Here is a 15,988-nt window from a genome sequence, read left to right on the forward strand (position 1 = left end):
AGGAGTGTGCGATGGCCGTACGAGCAGCGGTGGCAGGGGCGAGCGGATACGCGGGCGGGGAAGTGCTCCGGCTGCTCCTCGCCCACCCCGGGATCGAGATCGGAGCGCTCACCGGCAACTCCAACGCGGGACAGCCGCTCGGCGGGCTCCAGCCGCACCTCCCGCCGCTCGCCGACCGGGTCCTCGCGCCGACCACCGCCGAGGCGCTCGCCGGCCACGAGGTCGTCTTCCTCGCACTGCCCCACGGACAGTCCGCGGCCGTCGCCGAGCAGCTCGGCGACGAGGTCCTCGTCATCGACATGGGCGCCGACTTCCGGCTGAAGGACGCCGCCGACTGGGAGCGGTTCTACGGCTCCCCGCACGCCGGGACCTGGCCGTACGGCCTCCCCGAGCTGCCCGGCGCCCGCGCCGCCCTGGAGGGCGCCAAGCGGGTCGCCGTGCCCGGCTGCTACCCCACCGCCGTCTCGCTCGCGCTCTTCCCCGCCTACGCCGCCGGACTCGTCGAGCCCGAGGCCGTGATCACCGCGGCCTCCGGCACCTCGGGCGCCGGCAAGTCCGCCAAGCCGCATCTGCTCGGCTCCGAGGTCATGGGCTCCATGACCCCGTACGGCGTCGGCGGCGGCCACCGGCACACCCCCGAGATGATCCAGAACCTCAGCGCCGCCGCCGGCCGGCGGGTCACCGTCTCCTTCACCCCCACCCTCGCCCCCATGCCGCGCGGCATCCTCGCCACCTGCTCCGCCAAGGCCGCCTCCGGCACCACCGCCCAGGACGTCCGCGCCGCGTACGAGAAGGCCTACGCCGACGAGCCCTTCGTCCACCTCCTTCCCGAGGGCCGCTGGCCCGCCACCGCCGCCGTGTACGGCTCCAACGCCACCCAGCTCCAGGTCGCCTACGACCCGGCCGCCGAGCGGGTCATCGCCGTCAGCGCCATCGACAACCTCACCAAGGGCACCGCGGGCGGCGCGGTGCAGAGCATGAACATCGCCCTCGGACTCCCCGAGTCCACCGGACTGACCACGATCGGAGTGGCACCTTGAGCGTCACCGCACCGCAGGGATTCACGGCGGCGGGCATCGCCGCCGGAATCAAGGAGAACGGCGGCCCCGACCTCGCCCTCGTCGTCAACAACGGTCCGCGCCACGCCGCCGCCGGCGTCTTCACCGCCAACCGCGTCAAGGCCGCCCCCGTCCTCTGGTCCGAGCAGGTCCTCAAGGGCGGCACCGTCTCCGCCGTCGTCCTCAACTCCGGCGGCGCCAACGCCTGCACCGGCCCCCAGGGCTTCCAGGACACCCACGCCACCGCCGAGCGCGCCGCCGAGCTCCTCACGGGCCACAGCGCCGGGGAGATCGCCGTCGCCTCCACCGGCCTCATCGGGGTGACCCTCCCCATGGACAAGCTCCTCCCGGGCCTCGAAACGGCCGCCGCCGCCCTCTCCGCGCACGGCGGCGAGAAGGCCGCCATCGCCATCAAGACCACCGACACCGTCCACAAGACGGCCGTCGCCGGCGGCGAGGGATGGACCGTCGGCGGCATGGCCAAGGGCTCCGGCATGCTCGCCCCCGGCCTCGCCACCCTGCTCGTCGTCCTCACCACCGACGCCGACATCGAGACACCCGCGCTCGACACCGCGCTGCGCGCCGCCACCCGTACCACCTTCGACCGGGTCGACTCCGACGGCTGCATGTCCACCAACGACACCGCGCTGCTGCTCGCCTCCGGCGCCTCCGGCGTGACCCCGGGGTACGAGGAGTTCGCCGAGGCCGTCCGGCAGGTCTGCGCCGATCTCGCCCGCCAGCTCGTCGGCGACGCCGAGGGCGCCTCCAAGGACGTACGGATCGAGGTGATCAACGCCGCGACCGAGGACGACGCCGTCGAGGTGGGCCGCTCCATCGCCCGCAACAACCTCCTCAAGTGCGCCCTGCACGGCGAGGACCCCAACTGGGGCCGGGTCCTCTCGGCCATCGGCACCACCTCCGCCGCCTTCGAGCCCGACCGGCTGAACGTCGCCATCAACGACATCTGGGTCTGCAAGAACGGCTCCTTCGGCGAGGACCGCGACCGGGTCGACATGCGTTACCGGGAGATCCGGATCACCGCCGACCTCTCCGCCGGCACGGAGTCCGCCGTCATCTGGACCAACGACCTGACCGCCGAGTACGTCCACGAGAACAGCGCGTACAGCTCATGAACGCCCGCAAGCACACCGCCCTCCCCAAGGCCCGCACCCTCATCGAGGCGCTGCCCTGGCTCCGCCGCCACAACGACAAGACCGTCGTCATCAAGTTCGGCGGCAACGCCATGGTGGACGACGAACTGAAGGCCGCCTTCGCCCAGGACGTCGTCTTCCTCCGGCAGTCCGGACTCCGCCCCGTCGTCGTGCACGGCGGCGGCCCCCAGATCAGCGCCGAACTCGAACGCCACGGCCTGACCAGCGAGTTCAAGGCCGGGCTCCGCGTCACCACGCCCGAGGCGATGGACGTCGTACGGATGGTCCTCGCCGGACAGGTCCAGCGCGAACTGGTCGGCCTGCTCAACGAGCACGGCCCGCTCGCCATCGGGATGACCGGCGAGGACGCCCACACCATCTCCGCCGTCAAACACCGCCCGGTGATCGACGGCGAACCGGTCGACATCGGCCGGGTCGGGGAGATCACCGCCATAGACACCGGCGCCGTCGAGGCGCTGCTGGCCGACGGCCGGATCCCGGTCATCTCCTCGATAGCGCGCGGCGCCGACGACGGCCACGTCTACAACGTCAACGCCGACACCGCCGCCGCCGCGCTGGCCGCCGCGCTCGGCGCCGAGACCCTGGTGGTCCTCACCGACGTCGAGGGCCTGTACGAGGACTGGCCCCACAGCGACGACGTGATCAGCCGGCTCACCGCCACCCAGCTGGAGACGCTGCTGCCGGAGCTGTCCAGCGGCATGGTGCCCAAGATGGAAGGGTGCCTGTACGCCGTGCGCAACGGCGTCACCACGGCCCGCGTCCTCGACGGCCGGGTCCCGCACGCGATCCTGCTGGAGATCTTCACCGACGAGGGCATCGGCACGATGGTCGTGCCCGACGCCCCCGACCCCCACCACACGGCCCACCGCACGGGCCGCCCCATCGACCACCACACGACGCGCACCGCGGGAAGGGCGGCACAGTGAGCGGCAACCAGGAGCTGACCCGGCGCTGGCAGGGCGTCATGTCCGACAACTACGGCACCCCCGGACTCTCCCTGGTCCGCGGCGAGGGCACGCGCGTCTGGGACGCCGACGGCACCGCGTACACCGACTTCGTCGGCGGCATCGCCGTGAACGCCCTCGGCCACGCCCACCCGGCGATCGTGGACGCGGTCTCCCGGCAGATCGGGGTCCTCGGCCATGTCTCCAACCTGTACGTCGCCGAGCCCCCCGTGGTCCTCGCCGAACGGCTGATCCAGCTCTTCGGCCGGCCCGGACGGGTCTTCTTCTGCAACTCCGGCGCCGAGGCCAACGAGGCCGCGTTCAAGATCGGCCGGCTGACCGGCCGTTCCCGCATGGTCGCCGCCACCGGCGCCTTCCACGGCCGGACCATGGGCTCCCTCGCCCTCACCGGACAGCCCGCCAAGCAGACCCCCTTCCTGCCGCTGCCCGGCGATGTCACCCATGTGCCGTACGGCGACACCGAGGCCCTGCGCGCCGCCGTCACCGAGGAGACGGCCCTCGTCGTCATCGAGCCCATCCAGGGCGAGAACGGCGTGGTCGTGCCGCCCAAGGGGTATCTGGAGGCCGCCCGGGAGATCACCCGCGCCACCGGCACCCTCCTCGTCCTCGACGAGGTGCAGACGGGCGTCGGCCGGACCGGCACCTGGTTCGAGCACCAGGCCCACCAGGGCGTCGAACCCGATGTCGTCACCCTCGCCAAGGGGATCGGCGGCGGCCTGCCGCTCGCCGCCACCGTCACCTTCGGGCCCGCCGCCGAACTGCTCGCCCCCGGCCACCACGGCACCACCTTCGGCGGCAACCCGGTCGCCTGCGCCGCCGGGCTCGCCGTCTTCGACACCCTCGCCGCCGACGGCCGGCTCGACGAGGTCAAGCGGCTCGGCGAGAAACTCCGCGACGGTGTCGAGGGCCTGGGCCACCCGCTCGTCTCCCATGTCCGCGGCGCCGGACTGCTCCTGGGTATCGTGCTCACCGGGCCGTACGCACCGGCGGTGCGCCGGGCGGCCCAGGACGCCGGCTTCCTGGTCAACGCGGCCGCCCCCGACGTCGTACGGCTGATGCCCCCTCTGATCATCGGCGACGGCGAGGTGGACGCGCTCCTGGAGGCCCTGCCCGGCATCCTCGACACCGCGCACGGAGACGGAAAGCCCTGAGAAATGAGACGACGACGATGACCGACGCCCGGGAAGCGGAGTACGGCGGGCCGTCCGTACCGCAGACCAGAACCGCCCGCCACCGCCGGATCGTCGACATCCTCAACCGGCGGCCGGTGCGCTCCCAGAGCCAGTTGGCCAGAGTGCTCGCGGACGACGGGCTGAGCGTCACCCAGGCGACGCTCTCCCGCGACCTGGACGAACTGGGCGCCGTCAAAATCCGCAACACCAACGGCGAGTTGATCTACGCGGTCCCCAGCGAGGGCGGCTTCCGCACCCCGCACGCCCCGCTGGGGGAGTCCGCGAAGGAGGAGCGGATGCGCCGCCTCGCCGGGGAACTCCTGATCTCCGCCGAGGCCTCCGCCAACCTCGTCGTCCTGCGCACCCCGCCCGGCGCCGCGCAGTTCCTCGCCTCCGCCATCGACCAGGCCGAACTGAGCGCCATCCTGGGCACGATCGCCGGGGACGACACCCTGATGCTGATCAGCCGCGACCCGGCGGGCGGCCAGGCTCTCGCGGACCACCTTCTGAAGCTGGCCCAGAACGACCGCTGAGGGGCGGCGCCGGTGGGTGCTGCGGTTGCCGCTCAACCGCCGTACGGGCGGCCCCGGTTCACCCGGAGCCGCCCGTACGCCGTCACCCGCGCCGCCCGTTCAGGCGGCCACCGCGGCGACATGGCGGTGGAAGCCGCTGGTCGCCCAGGTCTCCCCGTACGGTGTGACCGCGAAGCCCTCCGTGCCGGGCAGCGACTCCAGCCACTCCCGGGCCGGTTCACCCATCGCGTACGCCGCCGTCGCCCGGGTGTCCGCCACCGTGATGCCCTCCTGGCAGACCACCGTCACCGAGGCCATGCCGTCCGCCGGGGCCTTCCCCGTGTGCGGGTCCAGCACATGGCAGCCGCGCTCCGCCGGGCCCGAGGTGGCCACCCCCAGCCCCGTCCCGGTCTCCACCACCGTGGCCAGCTCGCCGGGGCGGAGCGGGTCCGCGATCCCCACCCGCCAGGGCCCGCCCAGCAGTTGGATGTCGCCGCCGCCGTTGAGGCAGACCGAGGAGGCCCCGGAGGAGGCGATCATCCGGGCCGCGCGCTCCACCGCCCACCCCTTCACCAGACCCGTCGGGTCGACCCCGCCCGCGTACCGCGCCGTGAACCACCCCGCGCTCTCCCGCTCGGCCTCCGCACAGAGGTCGAGGACCTCCACGACCTCCGTGATGCAGTCGGAGAGCGTCAGCTCCCCCCGGTTCAGCCGGGATATCTGGCTGTCCTCGCGGTACGTCGAGAAGATCTCGTCGGCCCGGTGCAGCGAGGCCACCGCGGCCTGGAGCCCCGCCCGTACCCGGGGCCGGTCCCGCACCCCCCGGATGTCGAACGAGAAGACCGTGCCCATCGACTCCTCGACATGGCGCAGCCGCGCCGTCTCCCGGGCCATCACAGGCCCGCCTTGTCGAGCGCGCTCTGGAGCGATTCCTGGTACCCCTTGCTGGTGTAGCTGGCGCCCGAGACCGCGTCGATCCGCGCGCTCTGCGCCGTCACCGCCGCCTGGTCGAGCTGCGGCACGGCGTTGGCCGTCACCGACTGGGAGCGGGCGTCCCCGTCCGGCGCCCGGACCGCCTCGGACTTGGTGACCTTGCCGTCCGCGACGGTGATCCGCACCTGGACCGGGCCGTACTGGGTGTCGACCGTGCTGCCGAGCACCGTCGTCGGCCCGCCGGAGCCGGCGGGCGGCGCCTCGCCGGACCCCGTGCCCGTACCGGTACCGTCGCCGGAGCCCGCCCCGCCGTCGGCCCCCGCCTCCGCCCCCGTACCGCCGTCGGCGCCCGCGCCCGCGTCGCCGCCCGTCGCCGGGCCGCCCGCCTCGACCGTGCCGCCACCGCCGCCGTCGCCCGCCTTGTCCAGGGCGCTCTGGAGCGATTCCTGGTACCCCTTGCTGGTGTAGCTGGCGCCCGAGACCGCGTCGATCTGCGCGCTCTGCGCCGTCACCGCCGCCTGGTTCAGCTTCGGCACCGCGTCCGCGGTGATCGACTGGGAGCGGGCGTCCGCGTTCGGCGCCTGCACCGCCTCCGCCCGCGCGATCTTCCCGTCGGCCATGGTCAGCCGGACCTGCACCGGGCCGTACTGGGTGTCCACGGCGTCCCCGAGGAGCGTCTGCCCGCCCGCGCCGCCCTCCGCCCCCGCCGCCGCACCGGGCGCGGAGCCGGGCGGCCCCGCCGCCCCGACCACCGCGGAGCCGCCCGGCTGCTTCAGCGCGAGCAGCAGGACGATCCCCGACGCGGTCGCGGCGACACCGATCATGATCCGCCGGAGCGGATGCTTCCTCTTCACCGGCTGCCTCACATTTCGAAGGACTCGTGATGGATGCGCCGGGCGGGCACGCCCGCCTCGCGCAGGGCTTCGTACGATTGACGGGCGAGCCCCGCGGGCCCGCACATGTAGACGTCGTGGTCATCGATGTCCGGCAGCAGCTCGCGCAGCCGCTGCGGAGTGATCTCGGGCCGCACCCCGTCGGGGCCGTTCACCGCGTACAGCAGCCGCGCCCCGCGCGCCGATGCGATCTGCCGCAGCTCGCTCCAGAGCGCCAGGTCCTCGGTCTTGCTCGCCCGGTACAGCAGCGTCAGATCGCCCGGCTCGCCCGGCAGCGTCTCGAAGAGCGCCCGCATCGGGGTGATCCCGGCGCCGCCCGCGATCATCAGCACCTTCTCCTTGCTCCGCCGCCCCGCCGTCAGCGCCCCGTACGGGCCCTCCGCCCAGATCCGGGTGCCGGGTTCGAGCCGGGCCAGCGCCTCGCTGTGCTCCCCGTTCGCCTTCACGGTGATACGGAGCAGATCCGGCCTCGGCGGCGCGGACAGCGAGTACGGGTTGGAGCTCCACCGCAGCCCGTCGGTGAGGAACCGCCAGCGGAAGAACTGGCCCGGCTGCGCCCCGATCCGGTGCAGCCGGCGCCCCGTGATCAGCACGGAGACCACCCCCGGCGCCTCGTACACCGTCGAGTCGACGCGCATCCGGTGCCACAGGTTGAGCCGGACCGGGGTCAGCACCCGGTACCAGAGGAGCAGCGCCCCGGCCGTCGCGTACAGCACGTACCAGACGGTCCGCGCGGTGGCGTCGCCGACGAACTCGGCGCCGGTGGCGAGCTGGTGCCAGAAGGTCAGATAGACCCCGGCGTAGGTGAGGAGATGCAGGTAGTACCAGGTCTCGTACCGCATCCTGCGCCGCACCATCCCGGCCGACACCCCGCCGACCAGGACCAGCAGCACCGTCCCCACCGTCGCCTCGATCATCCGGGGGAACTCCGTGACCACGCTGATGGTCTGCGCCACGATCGGGGAGTTCGCCTGGACCGCGTACCCCCAGACCGTCAGCACCACATGGACGATCACCAGGCTCACCGCGTACCGGCCGCACACCGCGTGCCAGCGCGTCACCCGGTCCGAGCCGACCCGCCGCTCCAGCGCGGGCACCCGCGCCATCAGCAGCACCACGATCGCGATCAGATAGCCGCCCAGCAGCCCGGTGAGCCGGCCGCCGCCGATCAGCCACTCGGCCATGGCCATGTGGACGACCGGCGTGTTCAGCCACCACAGCGTCATGACGGCCGCCGCGCCCGCCCACCCCGCCACCAGCAGCGGCAGCGCGCCCGACCGCTGGGGGCTGATGGCGCGCATGGTCTGCCGTCTGGCGGCCCGCCCGTTCTGCATCATCGCCACGGAACTGACACCTCAACTCTCCTCCGTGCCTGCCGATACGGATGGGAGCGACGGCGGGTTCAACGGCGGCGAAAGATGAGAGCGAGCTGTGGCTCAGGGGCGGGGGACGGGGCGGCTCACCGGCTCAGCGGCTCACCGGTTCACGGCTGACCGGCGGGTGACGGCGGTCAGCGCCGTCGGCCCGTCCGCCGTGCCGATCGCGATATGCGGGGCGCGGGCCGGTTCCGCCCACTCCAGCACGGCGCGCATCGCCTCGGCGGGGACCGAGACACACCCGGCCGTCGCGCCGGCCCCGTCGACATGGAGGAAGATCCCGGCGCCCCGGCCGCGTACCGGGCGGTCGTAGTTGTAGCCGATGACGAGGGCGAGGGAGTACTGCGTCGGGTATTCCGCCAGCCGCTCCGCCTCGGTGGGCCGGCAGTCCGCGGGGAGCGGCTCCACCCAGCGGTTGTACCGGCTCGACCCGTTGTCCTGGCACCACCAGGACTCCTCGGTGACCGGGCGGTAGCCGTACCGGGTCCCCTCCGGCGCCGGTGCGGTGCCGAACGCGTACCGCAGGCCGTACACGCCGGTCGGGGTGGTGGAGGTGCCCTGGACGCGGGTGGCGCCGTCGGTGAGCCCGCCCGCGCCGAAGCGCGCCGGGGCGGACCCGGCGGCCACCCAGCGCCCGCCGCGCCGGTCCCACCAGGTGAGCCGCCCGGTGGTCGACCCGGTGCCGGGCGCCTCGGCGGTGAGGAGCTGGCTGCCGCCCCCGGTGTCCGCCATCCGCTCGGGCAGCGGGGCGTCGGCGGTGGCGTCGGTGGTGGCGGTGGTACGGGCGGAGGCCGGCCCGGTGGTGAGGGCGAGCAGGACGGCGGCGGCGGCGGACGCGGCGAGGGCACGGGCGGTACGGGCGGTACGGCGGGTACGGGGCATGGCCAGGACCGTACGGGGCTCCCCGCGCCCGGGCCTCCCGGGAAGGGCGGCGCTGGGCCGAACGCGGGGCGTATTCAGCCGCCGGGCCCTCGCGGAGCCGCACCGGGTCCGGGTACGGCGGAACGCCGTCGTGGCGCGGCGGCCACGGCGGCGTCCCGGTCGTCCGTACGGTCCGACGCGTCGGGTCGGACGGGCCTTACGTACGGGCCTTACGTACAGGTCAGTTCAGGGTGCACTCGGCGAGCGCGTCGAGGCCGGCCGGCTTCTCGGCGGTGCGGCCGATGGCGGTGGCCATGCGGTTGATGGTGGCGACGCGCTTGTCCTTGAGGGGGCCGAGGATGGCGTTCTGGACGAAGTTGGGGCCGCCCTGGCCGACGGTGTCGACGATGCGCTGGTTGGCCTCGGAGATCTGGGTGTTGAGGAGGGCGAGGTTACGGTCGATCTCGGCCTGTGCGGAGGCCGGGACGGCGGGCAGCGAACCCGCGACATCCGGGCAGTTGACCGTACCGGCGGCGCCCGTGTTCCCGTTCCCCGCGTTGCCCGCACCGGCGTTCCCGGCGTTGCCCTCGTTCCCCGCGCCCGTGTCCCCGGCGTTCCCGGCGTCTCCGGCGTTGCCCGCGTTCCCGGCGCCGTTCCCGGCGTCCCCGGCGTTCTCGCCGCCTCCGGCGTTCCCGGCGTTCCCCGCCCCCGCGTTCCCGCCGCCCGCGTTCAGGGTGCACGCGGCGAGCGCGTCCAGACCCACCGGCTTCTCGGCGGTGCGGCCGATGGCGGTGGCCATGCGGTTGATGGTGGCGACGCGCTTGTCCGTCAGCGGGCCGAGGATGGCGTTCTGGACGAAGTTCGGGCCGCCCTGGCCGACCGTGTCCACCAGCCGCTGGTTGGCCTCGGAGATCTGGGTGTTCAGGAGCGCGAGGTTACGGTCGATCTCGGCCTGCGCGGAGGCCGGCACCGCGGGCAGCGAACCCGCGACATCCGGGCAGCTGATCGTGCCGGGCGAAGCCGTCGGCGCGGCGCTGTCGCCCTCTCCGGCCATGGCGTTGCCGACGATCACGGCACCGGACAGCACCACAGCGGCGGCGCCGCCGGCGATCAGGACGCGGCGCTTGTTGTACTTCGGAAGAGCCCTGGACATGCGGAAACCTCACTCGGATAAAAAATGCGGCGGAGGGCCGCCCGGTGGGGGCCGGACGGCTCGACCTGGAGTGCTGCAACGCGGCGCCTGCGTTCGGAGAGGTGTACGGGGCGATGCCGTCCACCGTTCAACCGTCACTCCGATTTCATCGGGCTTCCTCACGCCTCTCATCGAGATTGACGAAACATACGGAGGGATGCATACTTATGCCCATCAGTGAATGCACCGTAAGGAGAAACCCGTGACCGAGCGCGTCGTACTCGCCTACTCGGGCGGCCTGGACACCTCCGTCGCCATCGGCTGGATCGCCGAGGAGACGGGCGCCGAGGTCATCGCCGTCGCCGTGGACGTCGGCCAGGGTGGCGAGGACCTGGACGTCATCCGCAAGCGCGCGCTCGCCTGCGGTGCGGTCGAGGCGGAGGTCGCCGACGCCAGGAACGAGTTCGCCGAGGAGTACTGCCTCCCGGCGATCAAGGCCAACGCCCTGTACATGGACCGCTACCCGCTGGTCTCCGCCCTCTCCCGGCCCACCATCGTCAAGCACCTCGTCGCCGCGGCCAAGAAGCACGGCGCCGGCACGGTCGCCCACGGCTGCACCGGCAAGGGCAACGACCAGGTGCGGTTCGAGGCCGGGATCACCGCGCTCGGCCCCGACCTGAAGTGCATCGCCCCGGTCCGTGACTACGCGATGACCCGGGACAAGGCGATCGCCTTCTGCGAGGCGAAGAACCTCCCGATCGCGACCACCAAGAAGTCCCCGTACTCCATCGACCAGAACGTCTTCGGGCGCGCCGTCGAGACGGGCTTCCTGGAGGACATCTGGAACGCCCCGATCGAGGACGTCTACGAGTACACCTCCAACCCGGCCACCCCGCGCGAGGCCGACGAGGTGGTCATCTCCTTCAAGGCGGGCGTCCCGGTCGCCATCGACGGCAAGCCCGTCACCGTCCTCCAGGCCATCCAGCAGCTCAACGAGCGGGCCGGCGCCCAGGGCATCGGCCGGATCGACATGGTCGAGGACCGGCTCGTCGGCATCAAGTCCCGGGAGATCTACGAGGCCCCCGGCGCCATCGCGCTGATCACCGCGCACCAGGAGCTGGAGAACGTCACGGTCGAGCGCGAGCTGGCCCGCTACAAGCGGCAGGTCGAGCAGCGCTGGGGCGAGATCGTCTACGACGGCCTCTGGTTCTCCCCGCTCAAGCGCGCCCTGGACGGCTTCATCGACGAGGCCAACCAGCACGTCACCGGCGACATCCGGATGACCCTGCACGGCGGCCGCGCCGTCGTCACCGGCCGGAAGTCCGACGAGTCGCTGTACGACTTCAACCTCGCCACCTACGACTCGGGCGACACCTTCGACCAGTCCAAGGCCCAGGGCTTCATCGAGATCTTCGGTCTTTCCTCCAAGATCGCCGCCCGCCGCGACCTCGCCTGATCTGCCTCGTTATCCGTACGACGGCCGCGTTCCCGTCTCCTCCACGGCGGGGCGCGGCCGTGCTCGTTCCCGCTTCTTCCCGCTTCACGAACGCTTCACGAACCCTCCAAGGAGTTCCGCAGTGAGCAGCAACAAGGGTGACGTCCGGCTCTGGGGCGGACGCTTCGCCGACGGCCCCTCGGACGCGCTGGCCGCCCTGTCCGCGTCGGTGCACTTCGACTGGCGGCTCGCGCCGTACGACATCGCCGGCTCCCGCGCCCACGCCCGCGTCCTGCACAAGGCGCGGCTGCTCACCGCCGACGAACTCACCCGCATGATCGCCGGGCTCGACCAGCTGGAGGCGGATGTCGCCGACGGCTCGTTCACCGGCACCGTCGCCGACGAGGACGTCCACACCGCCCTGGAGCGCGGCCTCCTGGAGCGGCTCGGCCCCGACCTCGGCGGCAAGCTGCGGGCCGGCCGCTCCCGCAACGACCAGGTCGCCACGCTCTTCCGGATGTACCTGCGGGACCACGCCCGGATCATCGGCGGGCTGATCGCCGACCTCCAGGACGCGCTGGTCGGGCTCGCCGAGGCGCACCCGGACGTCGCCATGCCCGGCCGTACCCACCTCCAGCACGCCCAGCCCGTCCTCTTCGCCCACCATGTGCTCGCCCATGTCCAGAGCCTCTCCCGGGACGCCGAGCGGCTCCGCCAGTGGGACAAGCGCACGGCGGTCTCCCCGTACGGCTCCGGCGCGCTCGCCGGTTCCTCGCTCGGCCTCGACCCCGAGGCGGTCGCCGCCGACCTCGGCTTCGAGCGCGGCTCGGCGGGCAACTCGATCGACGGCACCGCCGCCCGGGACTTCGTGGCCGAGTTCGCCTTCATCACCGCGATGACCGGCGTCAACCTCTCCCGGATCGCCGAGGAGATCATCCTCTGGAACACGAAGGAGTTCTCCTTCGTCACCCTCCACGACGCGTTCTCCACCGGCTCGTCGATCATGCCGCAGAAGAAGAACCCGGACATCGCTGAGCTGGCGCGCGGCAAGTCCGGGCGGCTGATCGGCAATCTGACCGGGCTGCTCGCCACATTGAAGGCGCTCCCGCTCGCGTACAACCGCGATCTCCAGGAGGACAAGGAGCCGGTCTTCGACTCCTGCGACCAACTGGAGGTCCTGCTCCCCGCCTTCACCGGCATGATGGCCACGCTGACCGTCAACCGGACGCGGATGGAGGAGCTGGCCCCGGCCGGGTTCTCGCTCGCCACGGACATCGCCGAGTGGCTGGTCCGCCAGGGCGTGCCGTTCCGGGTGGCGCACGAGGTCGCGGGGGAGTGCGTCAAGGAGTGCGAGTCGCTCGGCGTCGAGCTGGACGAGCTGACCGACGAGCAGTTCGCCAAGATCTCCGAGCACCTCACCCCGGACGTCCGCTCGGTCCTCAATGTGGCCGGCTCGCTCGCCTCCCGCAGCGGACGCGGCGGTACGGCGCCCTCCGCCGTCGCCACCCAGCTCGCCGAGGTCAAGGCGGACCTGGTGATCCAGCACGCCTGGGCCACCGCGAAGAAGTAGCCGCCCGCCGTCCGCGCCGAACGCGTGCGGAACGCCCTACCGCGCCGCCGCCCACTCCGCGAGCGCCTCGAAGTCCGGCCGGGTCAGCCCGGTGCCGGGGTCGACGTACCGGAGCAGGGCGGCGGCGCCGTGTTCCCGCTCCACCCACTCCCGGTCGTACGGGGTGACCTCGTCGTCGACCCAGGCGAACGGCCGCCCGGCCGCGTACTCCACCACGTACGGCGTCTTCCAGAAGATCCCGGGGGCCGCCTGCCCGCGCCGCTCGGGCCAGCGGATGTACGGCAGCTCGGGCAGGCCCAGCACCGGACCGATCCAGATGTTGGCGTCCGCCTCCCAGGTGGTCGCCCAGACCAGCTCGTACCGGCCGGCGAGGGCCCGCAGCTCCGCGCCGTGCGCCGGGTCGAGCAGCACGGTCAGCGGCCGGGGGCCGGTCCAGGCGGCGGGGCGCATCACATGGGCCGTGTAGCCGTACGGGGGCCGGGGGTCGCCCAGGGCCCCGTACGGGTTGAGCGGGCCGTCGACGTCGATCAGCAGCAGCGGTCTCCGGTCTCCCATCGGCCCGGCCCCTTCCCGGCGCGTGGTCCCGATACGCGGTCCCGGGTACGTGCCTGTCCATCCCGGCGGCGAAATATGCACCGGCGTCCGGACCGGCGCCCCTCTCTGCCTGGATCCCCGTCCGGATCCCCGTCCAGCTCTCCGGCTGGTAGATCATCGTATCGAATGAGGCATTGCTGTCTCATTCTGGTTATGGTTGCCTCATGACCATGGACCGTGACCAGGTGCTGCGCACCGCCGCCGCCCTGCTCACCCGCAAAGCGACCGCCACGATGGACGAGGTCGCCCGCGCCGCCGGGATCGGCCGCGCCACCCTCCACCGCCACTTCGCCGGGCGGGACGCGCTGATCAGGGCGCTGGAGGCGCTGGGCCTGCGTGAGCTGGAGGCCGCGCTCGACGAGGCCGGGCTCGACGAGGGCCCCGCCGACGAGGCGGTGCGCCGGCTCCTCGTACGGGTCGAGCCCGCCGCCGGGCTCCTCGCCTTCCTCATCACCGAGAACCAGCTCTTCGAGGGCGAGGTCGACAAGGGCTGGGACCGGATCGACGCCCGGATCTCCGCCCTCTTCCGGCGCGGCCAGCGGGAGGGCACCTTCCGGATCGACCTCAGCCCGGCCTGGCTGACCGAGGCGCTGTACGGACTCATCGGCGCCGGGGCCTGGGCGATCCAGGACGGCCGGGTCGCCGCCCGGGACTTCCCTTACATGATCGCCGAGTTGCTGCTCGGCGGGGCACGGCGGAGCGTGGACACATGACGAGCACCCACCCGGCCGCGACGGGCAGCGAGCCCCAGCCCAGGCCGGAGCGGTGGATCGCGCTCGCCGTGCTCGTCCTGGCGGTGCTGCTGGTCGCCGTGGACGCCACCGTCCTCGGCCTCGCCACCCCCTTCCTCAGCGAGGACCTCAAGCCCTCCAGCACCCAGTTGCTCTGGATCGGCGACATCTACTCCTTCGTCATCGCGGGCCTGCTGGTCTCGATGGGCAGCCTCGGCGACCGCATCGGCCGCAAGAAGCTGCTGCTGACGGGCGCGGTCGCGTTCGGCGGCATCTCCGTGCTCAACGCCTACGCGACCAGCCCCGAGATGATGATCGTGGCGCGGGCGCTGCTCGGCGCCGCCGGCGCCACCCTGATGCCCGCCACGCTCGCCCTGATCCGCCATCTCTTCCACGACCCCCGCGAACGCAGCCTCGCCATCGGCATCTGGGGCGCGATGGCCTCGGCGGGCGCGGCGGTGGGACCGGTCGTCGGAGGCTTCCTGCTGGAGCACTTCTGGTGGGGATCGGTGTTCCTGATCAACCTGCCGGTGATGGCGGTGCTCGTCCTCGTCGGCCTGCGCACCCTCCCCGAGTCCAAGGACCCGGCCCCGGGCCCCTGGGACCTGCTCAGCGTGGCGCTCTCGCTCATCGGCATCGTCGGCGTCGTGTACGCGGTCAAGGAGGCCGCCGCGCACGGGGCGGGCGCGGAGGTCGCCGTGACCGCGGTGGCCGGGGTGGCGGCGCTCTGCTGGTTCTGGCGCCGCCAGCTCACCCTGCCCGCACCGCTGCTGGATGTGCGGCTCTTCCGCCACCGGGGCTTCTCCGGCGCCGTACTCGCCGATCTGCTGACCATCCTCGGTCTGTCCGGGCTGGTCTTCTTCCTCTCCCAGTTCCTCCAACTGGTGCAGGGGCGCGGCCCGCTGGAGGCCGGTCTCGCCGAACTGCCCGCCGCCGTCGGGGCGGTGACCACCGGACTGCTCGCGGGGCGGGCCGCGCGCCGGTTCTCCGTACGGGCCGTGGTCTCCGGGGGGCTCGCGGCGATCGGCGTACCGCTCGCGGTGATGACCGGGCTGAGCCACTCCACCGGCTATCCGCTGCTGGGGGCGGTGCTGCTGCTCGTCGGGGCCGGAGCGGGCTTCTCGTTCACCGTCACGGCGGACGTGATCCTCTCCAGCGTCCCCAAGGAGCAGGCGGGCGCCGCCTCCGCGGTTTCGGAGACGGCGTACGAACTGGGCGCCGCGCTCGGTATCGCCCTGCTCGGCTCCGTCGTCACCGGGGTCTACCGCGACTTCCCCACCCCGCCGGGCGTCGCCGCCGCCACCGCCGCCGAGGCCCACCAGTCGCTGGGCGGCGCGGTGGACGCCGCCGCCACCCTCCCGCCCCAGGCCGCGGCGGAGCTGCTCGCGGCGGCCAGGGACAGCTTTGTCGAGGGCCTGCGGCTCGCGTCGGGGGTGGGCGCGGCGGTCCTGCTGGCGACGGCGGTGGCCGCCTGGTTCCTGCTCAAGGGTCAGCGGCTGGCGGAGGGCGCGGAGCCCCGGCCGGAACCTCCGGCGTGACCGGTCCGCGCGGACCGGGCCGGCGGCAGGTCCGCGCGGAAGACGG

Annotated in this window: 15 protein-coding genes; 9 read left to right on the forward strand and 6 right to left on the reverse strand. The window is 73.0% G+C overall.

Annotation, left to right across the window (positions count from 1 at the left end):
• Positions 1-11: 11 nt before the first annotated feature.
• The 5 genes from argC to AB0O07_RS25065 are packed head-to-tail and all read left to right on the forward strand — an operon-like array spanning position 12 to position 4,900.
• Entirely contained in the window at positions 12-1,040 is a 1,029-nt protein-coding gene (argC, locus tag AB0O07_RS25045; RefSeq protein ID WP_365636972.1) for an N-acetyl-gamma-glutamyl-phosphate reductase, read from the forward strand.
• Positions 1,037-2,191, forward strand: coding sequence for a bifunctional glutamate N-acetyltransferase/amino-acid acetyltransferase ArgJ (gene argJ, locus AB0O07_RS25050; RefSeq protein ID WP_365636974.1), 1,155 nt, complete (start codon positions 1,037-1,039; stop codon positions 2,189-2,191). The genes argC and argJ overlap by 4 nt, the downstream gene beginning before the upstream one ends.
• Positions 2,188-3,156 (forward strand): acetylglutamate kinase, encoded by a 969-nt coding sequence (gene argB, locus AB0O07_RS25055; RefSeq protein WP_365636976.1) that lies wholly within the window; start codon positions 2,188-2,190, stop codon positions 3,154-3,156. Before argJ ends, argB begins: the two co-directional genes overlap by 4 nt.
• Complete coding sequence (locus tag AB0O07_RS25060) at positions 3,153-4,346, forward strand: acetylornithine transaminase (protein WP_365636978.1); 1,194 nt, start codon at positions 3,153-3,155, stop codon at positions 4,344-4,346. Before argB ends, AB0O07_RS25060 begins: the two co-directional genes overlap by 4 nt.
• A gap of 17 nt (positions 4,347-4,363) precedes the next feature.
• Positions 4,364-4,900 carry an arginine repressor gene (locus tag AB0O07_RS25065; protein ID WP_365636981.1) on the forward strand — a complete coding sequence of 179 codons (537 nt, stop codon included), beginning with the start codon at positions 4,364-4,366 and terminating at the stop codon, positions 4,898-4,900.
• 99 nt (positions 4,901-4,999) lie between these two features.
• On the opposite strand, the gene AB0O07_RS25070 is transcribed toward AB0O07_RS25065, so the two are convergent.
• The 5 genes from AB0O07_RS25070 to AB0O07_RS25090 all read right to left on the reverse strand — a co-directional run bounded on the left by AB0O07_RS25070 (position 5,000) and on the right by AB0O07_RS25090 (position 10,095).
• A complete protein-coding gene (locus AB0O07_RS25070) occupies positions 5,000-5,773 on the reverse strand; it encodes an FAD:protein FMN transferase (RefSeq protein WP_365636983.1) in 774 nt (257 codons plus the stop codon).
• Positions 5,773-6,666 carry an FMN-binding protein gene (locus AB0O07_RS25075; RefSeq protein WP_365636985.1) on the reverse strand — a complete coding sequence of 298 codons (894 nt, stop codon included), beginning with the start codon at positions 6,664-6,666 and terminating at the stop codon, positions 5,773-5,775. The genes AB0O07_RS25070 and AB0O07_RS25075 overlap by 1 nt, the downstream gene beginning before the upstream one ends.
• Before the next feature lie 8 nt (positions 6,667-6,674).
• Entirely contained in the window at positions 6,675-8,042 is a 1,368-nt protein-coding gene (locus tag AB0O07_RS25080; RefSeq protein WP_365637307.1) for a ferredoxin reductase family protein, read from the reverse strand.
• A 138-nt stretch (positions 8,043-8,180) separates the two neighbouring features.
• Entirely contained in the window at positions 8,181-8,963 is a 783-nt protein-coding gene (locus AB0O07_RS25085; protein WP_365636987.1) for a L,D-transpeptidase family protein, read from the reverse strand.
• A gap of 220 nt (positions 8,964-9,183) precedes the next feature.
• Positions 9,184-10,095, reverse strand: coding sequence for a hypothetical protein (locus AB0O07_RS25090; RefSeq protein ID WP_365636988.1), 912 nt, complete (start codon positions 10,093-10,095; stop codon positions 9,184-9,186).
• A 241-nt stretch (positions 10,096-10,336) separates the two neighbouring features.
• On the opposite strand from AB0O07_RS25090, the gene AB0O07_RS25095 reads away from it, so the two are divergent.
• Both AB0O07_RS25095 and argH read left to right on the forward strand, forming a co-directional pair.
• The gene (locus AB0O07_RS25095) at positions 10,337-11,530 is read left to right on the forward strand and encodes an argininosuccinate synthase (protein WP_365636990.1); all 1,194 of its coding nucleotides are present in this window, start codon (positions 10,337-10,339) and stop codon (positions 11,528-11,530) included.
• A gap of 121 nt (positions 11,531-11,651) precedes the next feature.
• On the forward strand, positions 11,652-13,079 hold the full coding sequence (argH, locus tag AB0O07_RS25100) for an argininosuccinate lyase (protein ID WP_365636992.1): 1,428 nt from the start codon (positions 11,652-11,654) through the stop codon (positions 13,077-13,079).
• A gap of 36 nt (positions 13,080-13,115) precedes the next feature.
• On the opposite strand, the gene AB0O07_RS25105 is transcribed toward argH, so the two are convergent.
• On the reverse strand, positions 13,116-13,634 hold the full coding sequence (locus AB0O07_RS25105) for a hypothetical protein (RefSeq protein ID WP_365636995.1): 519 nt from the start codon (positions 13,632-13,634) through the stop codon (positions 13,116-13,118).
• Between the two features lie 203 nt (positions 13,635-13,837).
• Here AB0O07_RS25105 and AB0O07_RS25110 point away from each other — a divergent pair, with 203 nt between their 5' ends.
• On the forward strand, positions 13,838-14,386 hold the full coding sequence (locus AB0O07_RS25110) for a helix-turn-helix domain-containing protein (protein ID WP_365636997.1): 549 nt from the start codon (positions 13,838-13,840) through the stop codon (positions 14,384-14,386).
• Complete coding sequence (locus tag AB0O07_RS25115) at positions 14,383-15,942, forward strand: MFS transporter (protein ID WP_365636999.1); 1,560 nt, start codon at positions 14,383-14,385, stop codon at positions 15,940-15,942. Before AB0O07_RS25110 ends, AB0O07_RS25115 begins: the two co-directional genes overlap by 4 nt.
• Positions 15,943-15,988: the final 46 nt, after the last annotated feature.

Origin of the sequence: Streptomyces sp. NPDC093085, from assembly GCF_040683935.1 — a bacterium.
Lineage (GTDB): Bacteria > Actinomycetota > Actinomycetes > Streptomycetales > Streptomycetaceae > Streptomyces.

Coding starts and splice junctions, on each gene's coding strand:
- AB0O07_RS25085 (WP_365636987.1), bottom strand. CDS start 8,963: ATGCCCCGTACCCGCCGTACCGCCCGTACCGCCCGTGCCCTCGCCGCG.
- AB0O07_RS25105 (WP_365636995.1), bottom strand. CDS start 13,634: ATGGGAGACCGGAGACCGCTGCTGCTGATCGACGTCGACGGCCCGCTC.
- AB0O07_RS25090 (WP_365636988.1), bottom strand. CDS start 10,095: ATGTCCAGGGCTCTTCCGAAGTACAACAAGCGCCGCGTCCTGATCGCC.
- AB0O07_RS25115 (WP_365636999.1), top strand. CDS start 14,383: ATGACGAGCACCCACCCGGCCGCGACGGGCAGCGAGCCCCAGCCCAGG.
- AB0O07_RS25065 (WP_365636981.1), top strand. CDS start 4,364: ATGACCGACGCCCGGGAAGCGGAGTACGGCGGGCCGTCCGTACCGCAG.
- AB0O07_RS25070 (WP_365636983.1), bottom strand. CDS start 5,773: ATGGCCCGGGAGACGGCGCGGCTGCGCCATGTCGAGGAGTCGATGGGC.
- argB (WP_365636976.1), top strand. CDS start 2,188: ATGAACGCCCGCAAGCACACCGCCCTCCCCAAGGCCCGCACCCTCATC.
- AB0O07_RS25110 (WP_365636997.1), top strand. CDS start 13,838: ATGACCATGGACCGTGACCAGGTGCTGCGCACCGCCGCCGCCCTGCTC.
- AB0O07_RS25080 (WP_365637307.1), bottom strand. CDS start 8,042: ATGATGCAGAACGGGCGGGCCGCCAGACGGCAGACCATGCGCGCCATC.
- argC (WP_365636972.1), top strand. CDS start 12: ATGGCCGTACGAGCAGCGGTGGCAGGGGCGAGCGGATACGCGGGCGGG.